At 44.6% G+C, this 17,318-nt stretch carries 16 protein-coding genes; 2 read left to right on the plus strand and 14 right to left on the minus strand.

Annotated features, from left to right (window positions below; genetic code table 11):
* The 4 genes from rsmG to istA form a co-directional block, all read right to left on the minus strand.
* Positions 1 to 651 (minus strand): 16S rRNA (guanine(527)-N(7))-methyltransferase RsmG, encoded by a 651-nt coding sequence (gene rsmG, locus ACXAD8_RS15220; protein ID WP_475230379.1) that lies wholly within the window; start codon positions 649 to 651, stop codon positions 1 to 3.
* Positions 651 to 2,546, minus strand: a complete 1,896-nt coding sequence (gene mnmG, locus ACXAD8_RS15225; RefSeq protein ID WP_475230382.1) for a tRNA uridine-5-carboxymethylaminomethyl(34) synthesis enzyme MnmG — start codon at positions 2,544 to 2,546, stop codon at positions 651 to 653. Before mnmG ends, rsmG begins: the two co-directional genes overlap by 1 nt.
* Before the next feature lie 1,197 nt (positions 2,547 to 3,743).
* Positions 3,744 to 4,490, minus strand: a complete 747-nt coding sequence (gene istB / locus ACXAD8_RS15230; protein WP_475230385.1) for an IS21-like element helper ATPase IstB — start codon at positions 4,488 to 4,490, stop codon at positions 3,744 to 3,746.
* A 10-nt stretch (positions 4,491 to 4,500) separates the two neighbouring features.
* Entirely contained in the window at positions 4,501 to 6,033 is a 1,533-nt protein-coding gene (gene istA, locus ACXAD8_RS15235; RefSeq protein ID WP_475230388.1) for an IS21 family transposase, read from the minus strand.
* Positions 6,034 to 6,928: 895 nt separating this feature from the next.
* Here istA and ACXAD8_RS15240 point away from each other — a divergent pair.
* Positions 6,929 to 7,618, plus strand: coding sequence for a hypothetical protein (locus tag ACXAD8_RS15240; protein WP_475230391.1), 690 nt, complete (start codon positions 6,929 to 6,931; stop codon positions 7,616 to 7,618).
* Between the two features lie 235 nt (positions 7,619 to 7,853).
* Here ACXAD8_RS15240 and ACXAD8_RS15245 read toward each other — a convergent pair whose 3' ends face one another.
* Both ACXAD8_RS15245 and ACXAD8_RS15250 read right to left on the minus strand, forming a co-directional pair.
* Positions 7,854 to 9,233: a hypothetical protein gene (locus ACXAD8_RS15245; RefSeq protein ID WP_475230395.1), complete on the minus strand. Its 1,380-nt coding sequence runs from the start codon at positions 9,231 to 9,233 to the stop codon at positions 7,854 to 7,856.
* Between the two features lie 3 nt (positions 9,234 to 9,236).
* Positions 9,237 to 10,091, minus strand: a complete 855-nt coding sequence (locus ACXAD8_RS15250) for a hypothetical protein (RefSeq protein ID WP_475230397.1) — start codon at positions 10,089 to 10,091, stop codon at positions 9,237 to 9,239.
* Between the two features lie 762 nt (positions 10,092 to 10,853).
* Between ACXAD8_RS15250 and ACXAD8_RS15255 the strand changes: the two genes are divergently transcribed.
* A complete protein-coding gene (locus tag ACXAD8_RS15255) occupies positions 10,854 to 11,114 on the plus strand; it encodes a helix-turn-helix transcriptional regulator (protein ID WP_229530447.1) in 261 nt (86 codons plus the stop codon).
* A 182-nt stretch (positions 11,115 to 11,296) separates the two neighbouring features.
* Here ACXAD8_RS15255 and ACXAD8_RS15260 read toward each other — a convergent pair whose 3' ends face one another.
* The 8 genes from ACXAD8_RS15260 to rnpA form a co-directional block, all read right to left on the minus strand.
* Positions 11,297 to 12,115 carry an ATP-binding protein gene (locus ACXAD8_RS15260; RefSeq protein WP_475230401.1) on the minus strand — a complete coding sequence of 273 codons (819 nt, stop codon included), beginning with the start codon at positions 12,113 to 12,115 and terminating at the stop codon, positions 11,297 to 11,299.
* Positions 12,102 to 12,737 (minus strand): DnaT-like ssDNA-binding domain-containing protein, encoded by a 636-nt coding sequence (locus ACXAD8_RS15265; protein WP_475230404.1) that lies wholly within the window; start codon positions 12,735 to 12,737, stop codon positions 12,102 to 12,104. Before ACXAD8_RS15265 ends, ACXAD8_RS15260 begins: the two co-directional genes overlap by 14 nt.
* Positions 12,724 to 13,176 carry an FMN-binding protein MioC gene (mioC, locus tag ACXAD8_RS15270; RefSeq protein WP_475230406.1) on the minus strand — a complete coding sequence of 151 codons (453 nt, stop codon included), beginning with the start codon at positions 13,174 to 13,176 and terminating at the stop codon, positions 12,724 to 12,726. The genes ACXAD8_RS15265 and mioC overlap by 14 nt, the downstream gene beginning before the upstream one ends.
* A complete protein-coding gene (gene mnmE, locus ACXAD8_RS15275; RefSeq protein ID WP_475230409.1) occupies positions 13,176 to 14,543 on the minus strand; it encodes a tRNA uridine-5-carboxymethylaminomethyl(34) synthesis GTPase MnmE in 1,368 nt (455 codons plus the stop codon). The genes mioC and mnmE overlap by 1 nt, the downstream gene beginning before the upstream one ends.
* Before the next feature lie 8 nt (positions 14,544 to 14,551).
* Positions 14,552 to 15,034, minus strand: a complete 483-nt coding sequence (locus tag ACXAD8_RS15280) for a YajQ family cyclic di-GMP-binding protein (protein ID WP_475230411.1) — start codon at positions 15,032 to 15,034, stop codon at positions 14,552 to 14,554.
* A gap of 61 nt (positions 15,035 to 15,095) precedes the next feature.
* Positions 15,096 to 16,739, minus strand: a complete 1,644-nt coding sequence (gene yidC, locus ACXAD8_RS15285; RefSeq protein WP_475230414.1) for a membrane protein insertase YidC — start codon at positions 16,737 to 16,739, stop codon at positions 15,096 to 15,098.
* A 7-nt stretch (positions 16,740 to 16,746) separates the two neighbouring features.
* Complete coding sequence (yidD, locus tag ACXAD8_RS15290) at positions 16,747 to 16,995, minus strand: membrane protein insertion efficiency factor YidD (RefSeq protein ID WP_475230417.1); 249 nt, start codon at positions 16,993 to 16,995, stop codon at positions 16,747 to 16,749.
* Positions 16,959 to 17,318: a ribonuclease P protein component gene (gene rnpA, locus ACXAD8_RS15295; protein WP_475230419.1), complete on the minus strand. Its 360-nt coding sequence runs from the start codon at positions 17,316 to 17,318 to the stop codon at positions 16,959 to 16,961. The genes yidD and rnpA overlap by 37 nt, the downstream gene beginning before the upstream one ends.

The following is a 17,318-nucleotide window of genomic DNA, read 5'->3' on the forward strand; positions in this document are numbered from 1 at the left end:
CTATTCTTCCAATTCTGTTTTTTTCATGGTTATCAGATAACGATCTGCATCCAGTCCCGGTACTACGATTTGCTCCGCCTTAAGCACAGAAAACTGCGCCGGTAGGGCGTTGAGTTCCTGCTCAGGGTATTGTCCTTTAAGCGCCAAAAACGCCCCCTTGCTGTCAGTCAGGTGATGACACCACTGCAACATATCGGCGATTGACGCAAAGGCTCGGCTGAGAACACCATCAAAGGCGGAGTCGGGTTGAAAATCTTCAACCCTGGATTGCACAGGCTCTATATTAGTAAGAGATAATTCATATGCAACCTGTTTAATGAACCTGATGCGTTTTCCCAGACTGTCCAACAAGGTAAAATGTTTATCAGGATTCATAATGGCCAGCGGAATGCCGGGTAATCCCGGTCCGGTCCCCACGTCAATGTAGCGCTGTGCTGACAGATGAGGATCTATGGCGATGGAGTCCAGAATATGGACATAAAGCATTTGCTCCGGATCTCTGACCGAAGTGAGATTATAAGCCTTGTTCCATTTGTGCAGCAATTGCAAAAAACTCAGCAGTTTTTGTTTTTGCTCCGAGGAAACAGACAAGCCAAGTTGTTGCACTGCATTATCAAAATCCAGTGCAATTTTTTCAAAGGGAAAATTCATCAGGCGGATTTACGCAATAAACCGTGTTTTTTCAGATAAACCAATAATAACGAAATCGCTGCTGGCGTGATACCAGAAATTCGGGAAGCCTGACCGATAGTTTCGGGTCTGGCATCCGATAATTTTGCCACCACTTCGTTGGACAACCCGGAAATAACCGAAAAATCCATATCCACTGGGATCTTGGTGTGCTCATTGCGCTTAGTGCGTTCAATCTCATCCATCTGACGCGCAATGTATCCCGCGTACTTGATTTGGATCTCCACCTGTTCTGCTGCTTGTTCATTGGCTTGCAATAAACCGGAATCCAGCGATGGCAATGACATCAGGGTGGCGTAAGTCATTTCAGGTCTGCGGATCAGCTCTTCCAGAGAGTGTTCACGAGTCACCGGATTTTTCAAAATACTGTTCAGTTCAGGGACTACCGGATGTTTGGGATGCACCCAGGTAGAGCGCAAACGTTGTTTTTCCTGCTCAACCGCTTCCACTTTGGCATTAAACGCCTGCCAGCGATGTTCATCCACCAAACCAGCTTTGTAGCCTAATTCGGTTAAGCGAATATCAGCGTTGTCTTCCCGCAGCAACAGGCGGTATTCGGCGCGACTGGTAAACATGCGATAAGGCTCTTTGGTACCCAGGGTTGCCAAATCGTCAATCAAAACCCCAAGGTAAGCCTGTTCACGACCCAAAATCAGAGGGTCTTTGCCCAATACCTGCAGCGCAGCATTGGCACCGGCAATAAGACCTTGAGCACCGGCCTCTTCATATCCTGTGGTACCGTTAATTTGACCGGCGAAAAACAGGCCATTAACAAACTTAGTTTCCAGCGTTTGTTTCAGATCTCTGGGATCGAAAAAGTCATACTCGATGGCATAACCGGGACGAATGATATGGGCGTTTTCAAAACCGCGAATACTGTGAATTAATTGCACCTGGACATCAAACGGTAAACTGGTGGAGATGCCATTAGGGTAGACTTCAATGGAATTCAGACCTTCGGGTTCCACAAAAATCTGATGCGTTTCCTTATCGGCAAAACGCATGATTTTGTCTTCGATAGAAGGACAATAACGCGGACCTATGCCTTCAATCACACCGGTATACATGGGAGAACGGTCCAGTCCGGAGCGGATAATATCGTGCGTTCGGCTATTGGTGTGGGTGATATAACAGGAAATCTGCCGCGGATGTTGCTCTCTGTTTCCCAGATAGGAAAACACCGGTAACGGGGTATCACCCGGTTGTTCCTGCATCACAGAATAATCCAGACTGCGGGCATCCAGTCGGGCAGGGGTACCGGTTTTTAATCTGTCTACTCTGAACGGCAATGCCCGTAAACGTTTTGCCAGGGCATTAGAAGGGGCATCACCTGCACGCCCCCCTTGATGATTTTCCAGACCAATATGGATCACGCCACCGAGGAATGTGCCAGCTGTGAGCACGACTGCTTTGGCTTTAAAGCGCACTCCCATCTGAGTGACAACACCTACGATCTGATCGTTTTCGATAATAAAGTCATCGCAGGATTGCTGGAAAATGGTGAGATTTTCCTGATGTTCCAGTTTATGACGAATGTGACTGCGATACAGCGCTCTGTCTGCCTGGGCACGAGTAGCCCGAACCGCGGGTCCTTTACTGGCATTTAAGGTGCGAAACTGAATACCTGCGTGATCGATGGCCACCGCCATTCCACCACCTAAGGCATCAATTTCTTTAACTAAGTGTCCTTTACCTATACCGCCTATTGCGGGATTACAAGACATCTGACCCAGAGTTTCCATATTTTGGGTTAACAGAAGCGTGCGTACACCTATTCTGGCTGCTGCTAATGCAGCCTCAGTGCCGGCATGTCCACCACCGACAATGATCACATCGTAATCTTGTGCGTAAATCATCAATAGCCTCTGTTAAAAATGGGGCGCTTATTCTATACACAAATTTGTATTTGTAAACTGATTATATTTTAGTCAGTTTGCAAATGTTAGCGGTTTTCTCCAAACCTTATAAAAAATAAAGATCTGTATAGATCTTTTATTATTTTTATTATTAAGCACCAGAAAATCTGTGGAAAAGTCAATATAATTTAATAAAAACAATATCTTACGAGTTTAATAAGTTGTCATTTAAAGCTGTATATTACGGGTGTATTACGGTGATAAGTGACATAGTTATCCACATGGGCAAAAGTGATCAAAAGTTGTTCAACGATCTTCGAACCATGATCTCACCCTTTATTCCCATATTTATCCACAGGTGTTCATAATTTTTGTTTTTCATGTGTATAACTTGTGATCTGCGTTATTTATCGCGAAATCTTCTGTGTGCATAACTTTTGATCAATAAATTGCAGTTAAGTGCAAAATAAATCGTTTTAAGATTCAGGCGTTTATAAACCAGGCAAAAGTAGCGGTTATTTTGTGCTTTTTTAGTGGGGAACTGATGGTTTTCTTAGTTTGGTGGCAGGTAATAGTGGGTTATTCACAGTGTTAGTTATGTGGAAAAGAAGCTTTTTAGTACTTTTGTATCGAAATCGGTAGGTCGAGATTCAGTTATTCAGTGCTGTTATAACTATTTTTATAGTTTGCCTTGAGGCCAAATCTGATTAGATCAGATGTCTTTTAACCATCTTCGAAGTTTTAAACTTAAGTGACTTGATTGCGTTTTTCTTAGGGGCGCCCCCCTAAAACCCCCATTTGCCCCTGGCGCGAGACAACATAATCCGAAATAGCAGAGTCAGCATGACCACCAATGACAGCACATCCCTGTTGTCACTCATGCTAACTATTTCTGCTATGTTGGCTTATCTCGTGAAAGGGCCTGACACTATCTGACTTAGAACTTACATCAGCGAGGTTTTAACAAAATTTAAATGGGTGCCACTGTAACTCGAATGTCCGTTTATACCGTATAGCAGTCAGTCGAAATTTTCTTTGATGAATGCCCGCTTATCTTCCATAGCTGACAGTCAAATGCAGTCGCGTGACCGACAATTGTTCTTTAAGGTTGCTGTCGGTGCGTATTTCGGTGAATTCGGCCTGTTATTTCGGTTGATTCCGAACAACTTCAAGTCATTCTTTTTCTCATCTCTATTTTTACGCTAAGTGTTCGGATTGGTCCAGTTTTCTCATTGATTCTCCAACCAGGTCGATTCGGTGACTGTTGTGTAATATCCGATCCAGGAGCGCATCGGCAACAGTAGGGTTTGCGATCATTTTGTACCATTCCGTGATCGGTAGTTGACTCGCGATGATGGTACTGCCCTGTTGGTAGCGCTCTTCCATCACATCCAACAAGTCATTGGCCTGACGGGTGCTGAGGTTTTCCATTCCCCAGTCATCCAGGATAAGCAGTTTGAGCTTTGCGAGTGAGGCGAGTTGCTGTCGGTAACTACCATCAGCATGGCCCACTGACAGGTCATCCAGTAGATGACCAAGACGATAGTAACGGACTGTATGATGTTGCCTGCAGGCCTGCTCTGCCAGTGCACAGGCAAGGAAGGTTTTGCCGCAGCCGGTGGCACCCGTGATCAGGATATTGTGACAATGGTGTAGATACTGGCCGTTCAGTAATCCCGCGATTTTGTCTTTTCTCAGTCCCCGCTGAGCGCGGTAATCTATCTGACCCGGCTGAGCGTTGAGTCGTAGCTTTGCCTGTCTCCTGAGGCGTTGTATTTTGGTGTTATCCCGGCATTGCAGTTCATAGTCAGCTAACAGCCCCAGACGTTCTTCGAAGCTCATGTCTTGATACGTTGCTGGCTGGCTTTGCTGTTGTTGTAATGCCTGAGTAAAATGCCCCAGTCTGAGGGCACGAAGTTGTTCATTGAGTGAGGTTAATGTCATCAGATACTCCTTATTGATAATAGTGCTGACCGCGTATATTAGGGTGTGACACCACCGTTTCTTCAGTCTCAGTGGTGTCGGTATGCTGCTCTTTGTTGTTTTCCAGTAGATTCAGAATCACTTTGCGATGCGGACGCTCCAACAGAAGCGCTTTCTGGCAGGCGGCTTCCAGTCGGAGGTGACCGTACTTTCTGCCCAGGTTCAACAATCCCAGACAACTGCGGATTGCCTGCTCTGGATGGGTTTTACTGCCCAGGCTCCACGCCACGACTTCCCGGGTGGCGCTGCCAATGCTTTCAGCCCATTGCAATAATCGTTGTGGACTCCAGCGATGCGCTGCATGCTGGCCGGGCATGTGTTCTTTTAATGTGGTGAATCCCCCTTCCCGCTGACTGCGGACATGCTGAGCAACCTGTTTTCCCTGATGGTAAATGCGAACAATGCGGGCGGTAGCTTCAACTTCCAGTTGTTCACCCACTAGCTGATGAGGAACAGAGTAAGCATGTTTGTTATACAGCACATGGTAATCGGGACCCGGCCGGCATTTTCGTGTATCGGTATATTCCCACGGGTAAGCAGGTAACGGCTTCAGCGCAGGTTTATCCAGTTGCTCAAACAGCTCGCGACGCGACCCCGGGTGAAGCCGCTGAGGTCGATTATTGAGGTCATCAAGAAGCGCTTTGATTTGTGCATTGAGCGACGACAGGGTGTAAAACACCTGATGACGCAGACGCATCATTATCCAGCGCTCTACCAGCAATACGGCATTTTCTGCTTTGGCCTTATCTTTGGGCTTGTAAGGCCTGGCGGGCATCACAGCGGTACCATAATGGCGTGCCAGTGAAGCATAGTTTTCATTTATCTGAGGGGTATAACGGTCAGCACGTGTCACAGCAGCTTTAAGATTATCCGGCACTAATAAACGCGGCACCCCGCCGAAGAATTCAAAGGCCCTGACATGCGCCATCAGCCAGCTCTCCTGTCCCTGAGAGGCGCAGGCTTCTACGTAGGTGTGGTTGGAAGCGCCCAGTGTGGCAACAAATATCTGCGCCTGACGCACTTCCCCCGTATCAGGGTTGATAACCGGAATAGTGGGACCACAAAAATCAATAAACAGCTTATCGCCAGCAATATGGTGCTGGCGCATACTGCGCTTTTGCTTTTTTAACCAGCGCTGATAATGCTCGCAATATTGTGTATAGCCATAAGCTGTCGCTGGCTCAATGTCGCGGTACTCCTGCCACAACAGCAGTTTGGTCATTCCTTTGCGTTTAAGCTCCTGATGAATGTTGCTGAAATCAGGCTGGCGTTTGATTCTTCTGGTGTGTCTGCCGGGGAATAACCGGGCTTCAAACTGCTTATCAGTCAATTCAGACGGCAATGGCCAGGCCAGCTTACTGGACTGAAACCGTCCGACGAGATCGCTGACGGTAGAAGGTCCCAGGTTCAGGCACGCAGCTATGTCTCGCATACTTAACCCGGCTTCAAACCGCAGGCGTAAAACATCTTTAATTTTTTTCACATTCGTTCTCTCTCTGGGCATCGTAAGCGGCTTCCTCTGGATCAAATAAGAGCAAACAGCTTACCTGTTGATTTAACGAGAAAAAGAATGTGATTTCGGGAAACCGAACATTGATTTCGGCAATCCGGACATGGATCCCGGAAAAAGACCAAAAACGTCCGCTTTAAAGCGAAACGAGTGTTCGGTTTAAACCGAAACAGGTGTCCGGATTAAACCGAAATGGATGGCCGGATTAAACCGAAATGGATGGCCGGATTAAACCGAAATGGATGGCCGGATTCGACCGAAACATGCAGTCGGTCAACTCCGCCAAATTTAGAGACTTCCTACGGCAGCAATATCTACCGAAGCTGACATTGGATTGAAATTACTATTATGCGACACTGTACCAGATTCGAAGACTGGCGTTTTTCGTCTTCCAGCTCTTTAATGTTTCAAAATACCAGATGGACACGAAGTGATTGCAGGCCATTGAAAATTTAATATTTTTCAGCGTTCAGATTTACACACCCACTAAGGTGTTTTTATTTTTCCGAACGCGTTTCTTTTCTTCCTCACATCGTTCTTTTTTCTATAGTTCTGATTCTTGTCCATAACTGTCGCTGGTTGGTAATATGAATACGAACTTTTTCCTGAAAAATCCAAGAATCTAGAACCATACTCTTGCTCAGTTCTTTATTATTCTCTTTGATTATTTTTATCAATTGGTGCGGTTATGCTGATGAAATAGCTCAAATAAGCGCTAATTACCAAAGGTCCCTAGATTACGGTGGCAGAGCAATGGGGGCCACACACTTATAGATTTTGATTAGCGCAAGATGGAGTTCATGTAGTAAAAAAATTATTAATTTCGATGAATAATTCGTAAAGTTAAATGTCTTAGTTAGGCCGAAATTAACCATTGTGTGGATAACATATGACTAAAGAAGAAATTTTAGACTTAGTTGAAAGAGTACACGAACGAAAACATAGAAGATTGCATTTTGTTATAGCTTTTCTAATGCTAATCACGGCTATGTTATCACTTTATGTCTCTTTCAAAGCGGCAACTACCGCAGCAACCGCAAACGAGATAGCCAAACAGTCTTCTGATGCCGCTCTAGCAGTTGAAAAAGCTGCTCTAACGCTTCAAGACACTCAAACATTAATAATGCAAGTACAGACAGTTCACATGGAGCGACAGTCTAGACAAGTGTTGGAAATGGAGTTAATCACCCACAACGCTATGCTGATGAATGCATTAAGCAAACATGCGTTTGAAATAAGTAAATTAGCGCAGGGCACACATGAAAATGATAAATTTCGATATCAAGCTCTAAGAGAACGAATAAGTTTCCCTTTTCAAGATTATTTGACACGTGTAAAAATTTTCGAAGAGACTTTTTGTGATCTTGGCAATAGTAGTTCAGCAAGCACACTATCTAAGGCTTTGGAGCATTGGTATAACGAGCTAATCAATATTAATGATTTTGGTAACGGCAGTGGACAACTTGCAAATGTATATAGAGGCAAATTAGAGGAGATGCGGAGTGCATATTTTGTGGCTTACTTGAAGACGTCAAGTGATGAGGATAATAACTGTCAAATACTTCAGAAACCCGATTAGATTAAAATCTCGATAGGTTATGTTTACACGCTGAAAAGAATTTAGCTCAAATCTGTACTTACCATGCAACCGTAAAAACGGGTGGATATCAGAGCAGTTTTGAGCTAATACAGCTAATGCATATCATCTTCCAGAACTAAAAAATTCATTCTCGATAAGGTATTGAGCTACATCCTCATCTTTCATTTTGAGAAAGTCTGTACCTGTTTCGAATTCAACATACGATACAACAACACTATCCGCTGGAAAAGCAAATATTAACTGGCGCTCTGTACTGTATTTTTTTTGACGTAATAAATGACAGATCGGTTAGCGAATAAACATCCACCATAGATACGCCAGTGCTTGGAGAGCAATAGGATTCAGCCTCGCTGTAATGAATATAAAACTCCTCCGATAAATAAAATCCATCCTCAGCAACACGCCAATTGATATATTTTGGATTCAAATCCCTTAGAACCTGCCCGTCAGCATTTACTATCTTGAAACCACCTTTGTTTCGCCAGGCACACTTGTCATCTTCTTTACTCCTGATCAGGTAACGGGAATTATTTTTGGCTGCATAGATTAGACAGCCTCCCAATCTGGCTTCCAGCGCTTTTTTTTCAGCTTCTTTTTGAGCCGCGATGGCATCTTCTCTGTTTTTTTCTAACTGACGTTGCTTTTCAATTTCACGCTGCTTTTGTAAGCGTCGCTTTTCTTCTTCAGCCTTGCGACGTGCTTCTTCCTTCTTGGTTAACTCATCCACGACAAACCAATCCGTAACATCATTACTGGTACTTTTAGCGATTATCTCTTGCTGAGTTAAGCCTGCTTGTTCTTCAGACTGCTTTTCAACATCTACTGCAAACCAATCTTTTACTTTTGTTTTGCTGGCCTTTTGTGATGTCTTACAGTTACCAGACTCCTGTTCACAATGTTCTTTCAGGATAGTAAAAATGGCGTGTTTCAGGTCAAATGCCCCATATAGACTCACATTGCAGAATTTATGCGCTATGTGTCGCTCGCTAAAACGGGTCATAAACTGACGGGCTTCTTGTTCGTTGAGTTGATTATTGATGTTTGGCTTAGCAAACTCCTGTTCAACCGCTTTACAATTCTGGCCAAAACTGCGAATAAATAAATCATCCCAATTAGAGGATCCCGGTACGTTAAAGTTGAGTTTTTGTTTTCGTCCAAACACCAAGGCAGGGTCTGAAACAAACGAGGTATTGGCATAAGGATTTAAAGGTTGAGGATCGAGGTTTATATACAAGCGACCATCAATATCTAATTTGCGCCACCATTTTTGAAATTCAGGATGTTGCAGTATGCTCTGCTGACTCAGGCTTCCCAATTCAACCCCGTCACGAAATCTTACAGCAGTACTGATGTCTGATGGCCAATACCATTGCACCACCGAAGAATCTACAGGTTCACCCAGCAGTGTTGTTAGCTTAAACTGAAAATCGTAACTGAAACAAAGCTCAGCAATGTGGGGGGAATTGGTTTCATCCAATTTTTGACAATGTCGGTTCTCAACACCCTCTCCAGTGATATCAGGCACAGCAGCAAGGGCAGTTAGGCTCTGAGCCAGTGCCAATAAACACAAAATCAATCGCCTTATGGAAATCACCCGTTAACTTTCCTGATATAACCTTAAGAGCTGTTTTAATAAGTCAATTACCAATTCGGGCTTGCCGTTAAAATTTGACCTGATATAGGTAGTATCGACATCCTCAGATCTCTCGGTCTCGCCTGCCACATACCGTTCTTTATCATAATAAAAACCATTCTCGGTGTAGGTGGTTTCGAAATAAAAACACCCAAGCTGCAACTCTTTGCATTTAAGGAGCATACTATTGGACGATTCTTTAAATTCAATCTCCGTGGACACGCCAGTTAACTGCAACTTCTCGACCACATTGCCATACTTTTTTATATATGGCTTTTGTGATGACTTGTTTATACCCTCTATACTGCTGTGAAACTTGATCGTCAATATTTCTGTTTGTAAGGTGTATGAGGCAACACTTCTTTGCATGTGATTTTTATAACCTGCATCTTCATATAGTTTAGAACTCTCGCCCCAGCGTTGTTCCAGCCTGTTTAATTCTGCAATAATTCTATGGCTCTCATCGCGGAATTCTTCTGCCGAGTTGTAAAGCTCCAATGCGGCCATATAGTTGGAATCACTGCGATCGATTTTTGACAGGTAAGTTTCAAGTTGCTCAATTGCTTTATTGGGCTGCCATGTTTTGTATAAAGCATTGGCGTAATAAAAGTGAGTGGATGCTGGTAACTCAACCTGCATGGCAAACAATGCATCAAATGCTGCTACCGCTTTTTTATGCTCGCCTTCGTCTACTGCTTTTTTGGCTTTTAGCATCATCCTGTCAGCCTGAAAATCACTTCCTTTTGCCTCGGAAAGCAACGCTTCAACGATAAAAAATGAAGCCACAACAATCATCATTGAGAAAAATTTCTTATTCAAAACCATGCTCTTAAATGTTTAAAAAAATGCTATTTAAACAGAAATTAATACCAAATAACATATCCTTCAGTCGGCCACTGTAACTTATATTGTAGGATTTTAATTTCATGGGACTCAGCCCGATTGGCAAGACAAGCGAAAAGGGCCTTTAAGTGGTTCAAAGCTGGCATTAATCACTAAATAATTCATTGGCACCGAAACGTACTAAGCACTCGTCCAATCTTAAACAATCGAACGACTGCAACTGGCACATTGCCGTCGTAGAATGTCGCTAATTTTGGCTAAAGCGACTGGCACCTATCTGAAACAATCAGTCATCTAATTACGTTAAGTGTTTTGCTCTTTTATTACTCACGCAATAATCCTTTGTCGCAAAGTTCGAAGTCCGGACATTTCAGGCCCATTCGCGAGATAAGCGAAAAGGACAGATAAAACCTGAAGATGGGCAACAGGGATGTCTTTGCAGATCTGGCTTTAGTCTGACAGCGTTACTGGCATTTAGCACCTTCGTTGGAATAAATTCCAACCTACAAGTGGTCTTTAGGTTCTGTCCTTGCAGCTTATGCTTTCTCGCACCATGGGCGAATGAGGGTTTAAGGGGCTCGCCCCTTAGAAGATTCACATCAGATCACAGATATTGAAGGATTACGGTTTGCTAAGATAGTATTAAAATCATTGAACGATGATTTATTCCGTTGAAAACGGAGAAATGTATGTCCAGGTGGTAGAGGTAACACCTCATGATTATCGCAGGAGGCCATAATGGTAGATTTTCAAAAAGCTAAGAAGCGAGTTTCAATATCGAGCGGCGAATCGGTCCGCATCATGCGCGAGCTTCAAGAACTAAGTCAAAATGATTTAGCGAAATTGGCGGATATTCCTCAATCAACGATATCGGCTATAGAAAATGATCGTGTCAATTTAGGAGTAGAGCGCGCAAAGTCTCTTGCGAGAGCTTTAAAATGCCATCCAGCTGTACTTGTTTTTCCAGGCTGGGAAGTAGAAGGTGAGGACGCGGCATAATCTAAAGAAATAGTTCAACTCCAAACTGGGAGTGTTAGTGATGCAACCTCCCAGAACTGTTTCCTTTTGCTCCCTGCAAAAAAGACATTCACGCCATCCATGGCGCTCAATTCCGACCTACATTCTACAAGCAACTGCCGAATATTGGTTTCGGCAGTAGAATAGTCATTTACGTTAGTGCTTTATTTCACCTGATTAGGGCTGTAGCCCGAATTTGGCGTGTATCCGCCGGAAGGGTCGTCCAACAGTTCATCACGGCGGCTGGGGCCGCTGAATTTAACCTTGTAGGTATCGTACTCTTTGATGGATTCAAAGCAGTACTGACCCAGTGCGTTTTGCAGTTGAGGCAGATCGTGGTTAGTGATCAAAATGCAGTTCTTTTTGTTGGCCAGACGCTGTCTTAACAGGTTGCCTAACCAGCTTTGAGCATTTTTGTTGAGCTGGGTTTCGTTAACGCAGACTTCATCCAGGATCAGTAAGTCTACTTCAATCAAATCCCGGTTAATTTCCCGGAATTTTTCCGCTACGTTATCCTGAGCTTTGTAATCCCAGGAGAAAAAGCGCAGTTCCAATAAACTGGATAACTGGCGATACAACACGGTGATCTCATGTTCATTGATGAGTTCATGGGCGATAGCGCCGGCAATATGGGATTTGCCGCGACCGTAATCGCCGTAAAACAGCATTAAATGGGAGCCGCTTTCGCGCCAGCTGACATCCTGGTGAGCGGCAATAAAGCTTTTGGCAATACTGACGGCTTCCACGACGTCCTGACTGTCTAATTCCAGATTATCGAAAATCCATTTAGGATTGAGATCAGATTTACCCTGAAGGGCGGTTACTCTTTGCAAACGCGCTTGTTGTTGGGCCTGTTGTACTTCCTGATTTGCTTGTAACTCATAGACCTTGCGCATGGATTGATAATCCATGGCCGGTGTAGACTCCAGATTTTTGCCCAGGGTTTGCGAAAATTTTCTTAATTTGTCGTTAAGATTTTCCATGATATTTGTCTATAAGCTTCTTGGTGTTTTCATCTATGACGACTTCAGCTTGTTTTTTAACTTGCTGATAGCCGACGATTGCATCCGGATTGTAGCCTTTGAGTTGGCGTGTTTTCCGGATATGTAGCACGAACTTTTGGGTCCATTGCCACTCTGAATACTGCTGTTCGGGTCTGCCAAGCCAATAAGCCACAAACTCGCCCAATTCAGTGTCTGAGTATTCTTTCTGGATTATACCCACCAATTGTGCGATTTCATTAAAGGTTTTTTGTTTTGGCTGCCAGTCTTTGCCGAGTCTGAAACGCGTCTGAGTTTCCTGCGGGCTGTCTTGCAGAATTAAAGGCAGTCTGAACTGCACACCGCTTAAGGAGCCACTGTCGTCGATGTCAGTTAAGGGCTGTAGCAGTCCCTCGGCAATCAGCTCAACGATAAATTCGTTGATTTCCCGGCCAAGTGAGATGTCAGCGCCGCCGTTATTCAATAATTCCTGGATGGCTTTATAGCTGAGTGCGGCACAAATACCCGTGTGAATATTGGCCGATGGACGGAAGTAGAGCAAATACAGAATTCTTGAATAATTGTGCAGTGGTTTGGTGAGGTACTGCAGTTCAGTTTGATTCAAGTAAACCGTCCTTTAATAAAGTCGCAAACCAGTCACCGGCCACTTCTTCCGGAATGGGGTGCTCCAGGACATCGATACAAAATATCTCGGTTAAGGGGTTTGCATTGCTGCGCTGCATTAAATCATACAAGGTTTTGCCGGCAACACAAAAAGTGTCGTAGCTGGAATCTCCCAGTGCAATCACGATAAACCGGACCTGGTGCAGATCCAAATCGGGCAGGGCTTTGGCAAAGGCCTGGATATTATCCGGTAAATCACCGGCGCCATGGGTAGAACTGCAGATGATCCAGGTCCCCAGCAAAGGGATATTGTTTATATCAGGTTGCAGATGTAATTCACTGGGCAGAGACTGCTGCTCCAGTAATGACTGAATCTGCTCTGCCACATATTCGGTTGCGCCTAACATGGAGCCGGTAATGATCTGAATTTGAGACTGCATTATTTACCAATACAAAAAGAAGAGAAAATACGGCCCAGCAAGTCATCGGAGCTGAATTCGCCGGTGATTTCATTAAGGAATTGCTGTGCGATACGCAGTTCTTCCGCTAATAGTTCACCGGCGCGAAATTCGGTTAACTGCTCATAACCATTGTTGATATGTTGCTGAGCTGCCTGTAGCGCTTTTACGTGTCGGGAGCGGGCACTAAACTGGCCTTCGGTGGTCTGATTGTAGCCCATGCATTGCTTCAGGTGTTGCTTTAATTGTTCAATGCCGTCACCGTTATTGGCAGACAGAGAGACTATGGGATATTCGCCCCGGTGAAAGCCCGGGGCTTCGCCACTTAAGTCCACCTTGTTTCTGACCAAAGTGATCTTGTTACTATCCGGTAGCTGAGCGTGAAACTCTGGCCAGATCAAGGCTGGATCACTGGCATCGGATTCTGTGCTGTCCACCAGAAGCAAAATTCGGTCGGCTTCTTTGATTTCTTGCCAGGCTCGTTCTATTCCGATTTGTTCCACTTTGTCGGGACTTTCTCTGAGTCCGGCGGTATCGATGATATGTAGTGGCATGCCATCAATGTGGATATGTTCTCTGAGTACATCACGGGTGGTACCCGCAATATCCGTGACGATAGCTGATTCTTTGCCGGCCAGTTGATTGAGCAGGCTGGATTTACCGGCATTGGGACGACCAGCGATCACCACCTTCATGCCGTCTCTTAAAATGCTGCCTTGTTTGGCCTGCTCCAGGGTTTGCTGCATTTTGGTTTTCAGGGCATCTACGCCTTCAGTTACTGTGCTGTCTGCCAGAAAATCGATTTCTTCTTCTGGGAAATCGATCGCAGCTTCCACGTACATGCGCAAGTGAATAACCTGTTCCACCAGTTCGTGGATGTGTTTAGAGAACTCGCCCTGCAGGGAGCGCATTGCACTTTCTACCGCCTGGGCAGAAGAAGCGTCAATAATATCTGCGATGGCTTCTGCCTGGGTGAGATCCAGTTTGTCATTTAAGAAGGCTCGTTGGCTGAATTCGCCCGGATTGGCAAAACGAACGCCGTCCATCTTAACGATTTCATCCAACAACATGGATAACAGTACCTGACCACCGTGGCCCTGTAGTTCTAATACGTCTTCACCGGTAAAAGAGTGGGGGGCTTTGAAAAACAGCGCAATACCCTGATCCAGAACTTGCTGATTACTGTCGTAAAATGGCAGGTACTCTGCCATTCTGACTTTCGGTACTTTGCCTAGTAACCGGTTGGCTACCTCACTGGCCAGTTTTCCGGAAACTCGGATGATGCCCACACCGCCTTTTCCCGGCGCGGTGGCTTGCGCAATAATGGTATCCTGGTCACTGGCCAACATAGTCGTGTTTAATCGCGGAAGTTTTTGTACTGAAAGGCTTGCTCTAATTCGGCACCTTTTATCAGTGCGATTACCTGTTGCAGATCATCGCGTTTTTTACCTGTGACCCGCAATTCTTCGCCCTGGATAGCAGTCTGAACTTTGATTTTGGAATCTTTGATCAGTTTAACCAGCTTCTTGGCGGTTTCTTTATCAATGCCTTGTTTAAATTCGATGTCCTGCTTACAGGTTTTTCCGGTTTTGCTGACATCCTTCATATCCAGAGAGCGGGTATCAATGTTGCGTTTAACACATTTGTCTCTGAGAATACTTTGCATTTGCTGCAGCTGAAAATCACCTTCGGCTGTCATGTTAACGATATTCTCATTGCGGCTGAAGCTGGCATCGACACCGCGAAAATCAAAGCGCGTGGAAACTTCGCGATTTGCGTTATCAACTGCATTCTGTAATTCGGACAGTTCAATTTCCGACACTATGTCAAAAGATGGCATATAGAGTGCTCCTTTATGTATTTTAGGTATCTGAAAAGCCCCGCGATTGCAGGGCTTTTTTTTAACTTACTTTGATACCTTTTTTCTCCATGGCGGCGTAAATCAATTTTGCCTGAACCAGGGTAATAACGTTACTAATCAACCAGTACAATACCAGTCCTGCCGGGAACCATAAAAAGAAGATACTCATGGCAACCGGCATCCATTGCATAATCTTTTGTTGCATCGGATCTTGCACTGTGACCGGGTTGAGTTTTTGCAGTAGGAACATGCTGGCACCGGTGAGCACTGGTAGTACGAAATAAGGATCCATGACCGATAGATCTTCAATCCAGAAAATGAAATCAGCATGGCGTAATTCTACAGATTCCAGTAGTACCCAATATAGGGCCAGGAATATCGGCATTTGTAGTAATAATGGAAAACAGCCGCCCATGGGGTTGGTTTTCTCTTTTTTGTACAATTCCATCATGCCTTGAGACATTTTCTGGCGGTCATCACCGTAGCGCTCTTTCAGGGCCTGAATTTTAGGCGCTAAAGCGCGCATTTTAGCCATGGATTCATACTGAGCTTTGGTCAACGGGTACATTAAACCTTTCACAATGATGGTAATAATGACAATGGCCGCGCCCCAATTGATAACGACGCCTTGTATAAAGCTCAACAAGCTAAATAGCGGCTGAGCCAACCACCATAAAAAGCCGTAATCTACCGTTAGATCCAGTCCTCGAGCCAGGTTGGCCAGGGTTTCCTGATCTTTGGGTCCAACATATAGGGTGCTGCTAATGGTTGTTGAATCGCCTGGAGCGACAGTTACCGGAGAGCCGGTATAACCAATCACTGCCTGATTCTGATTAACGACTCTGGAATATAGATTGATAGTACCGTCTTGTGGTGGAACCCAGGAAGACACAAAATAGTGCTCCAACATGGCAACCCAACCGCCCAGGGTAGTGTCCTTCAGGTTTTCATCGGCAATATCGGAAAAATCGTATTTTTTGTAGCGTTCTTCTTCGGTGGAGTAGGCCGCGCCACGGTAGGTAGGCATAAACATACTTCCGCCTTTGCGACCAGTAACCTGTTTTAGCTGAGCATACTGCTGGAACGTAATGTTACTGTCAGTGGTATTGGTTACCTGATATTCCACATTGATAGCGTGGTTGTCTCGGGTAAAGACAAAGGTCTTGGTGTAGCTAATACCTTCTGCAGACACAAAAGTCAGTGGTACACGCAAGGTATCTTCTGTCATGCTGTAACTGTCAGCCGCTGCGCTATAAACAGGTCTGCCCTGAGGATTGGAATCTGGACCCTGCTTACCCACCAAACCACTTTGTGCCACATATAAAAGCTCATTAGTTGGGCTTAATATCTGAATAGGCTCAGGTTTATCAATTTCCAAAGGAAACTTTAATAGCTTTGCGGAAACGACATCACCACCTTTGGTATCGATCTGCACTTCATGACTGTCTGTTGTGACTGTGATGATTTTGCTGCTACCAATTGTGGTTGCCTGGGCTACAGGACTTTGCCCAGCAGGTACATCGGCTGAGGTGTTACCGGTTTGAGCTGCCGGTACTGCATCAGTTGTTTGGGCTACCTGAGCAGGTGCAACAGGTTTTGGACCATAGTCTATTTGCCATTGGTTCCATAATAAAAAGGACACCAAAGCCAGTCCGATGACGAGAAAGCTGCGTTGAGATTCCATAATAATATCAGTTCTTTTTAGTTTTTTGCGGAATGGGGTCGAAACCACCGGGATTCAATGGATGACACCGGATAATTCTACGAATTGTAAGCCAGAAACCTTTTATGGCTCCATGCTCTTCAATAGCCATAATGCTATACTGAGAACAGGTTGGATGAAAGCGGCAATTTTGCCCGAGTATGGGCGACATCAGCCTTTGATAAAGTTGTATGAACAATATCAATGCTCGGCGCAACGCTTTATCAACTTTTTCCATAGTTTTTCCAGTAACAAGGTTACTTCTTTATTTTCCATTTCCCCGATTCCGGATTTTGCAATAATAACAATATCGATGTTGGGAAAACGATAAGCCTGTTGACGAAAACTTTCGCGGATCAATCGCTTGAGCCTGTTTCTGTCTACAGCCCTTTTAACTCTTTTCTTAGGTATAGTAATGCCTAATCTGGGATTAGTCTGATTATTTAATCTGGCAAGAGCGGTAATTTGAGGAGATACTGCTGGGGTAGCGTCTTGAAAGACATGCTCAAAGTGAGCTGGTTTTAACAACCTAAACTCTTTGGAAAAATCCTGAGAACTCAC

This window comes from Planctobacterium sp. AWH2_060, assembly GCF_056158425.1.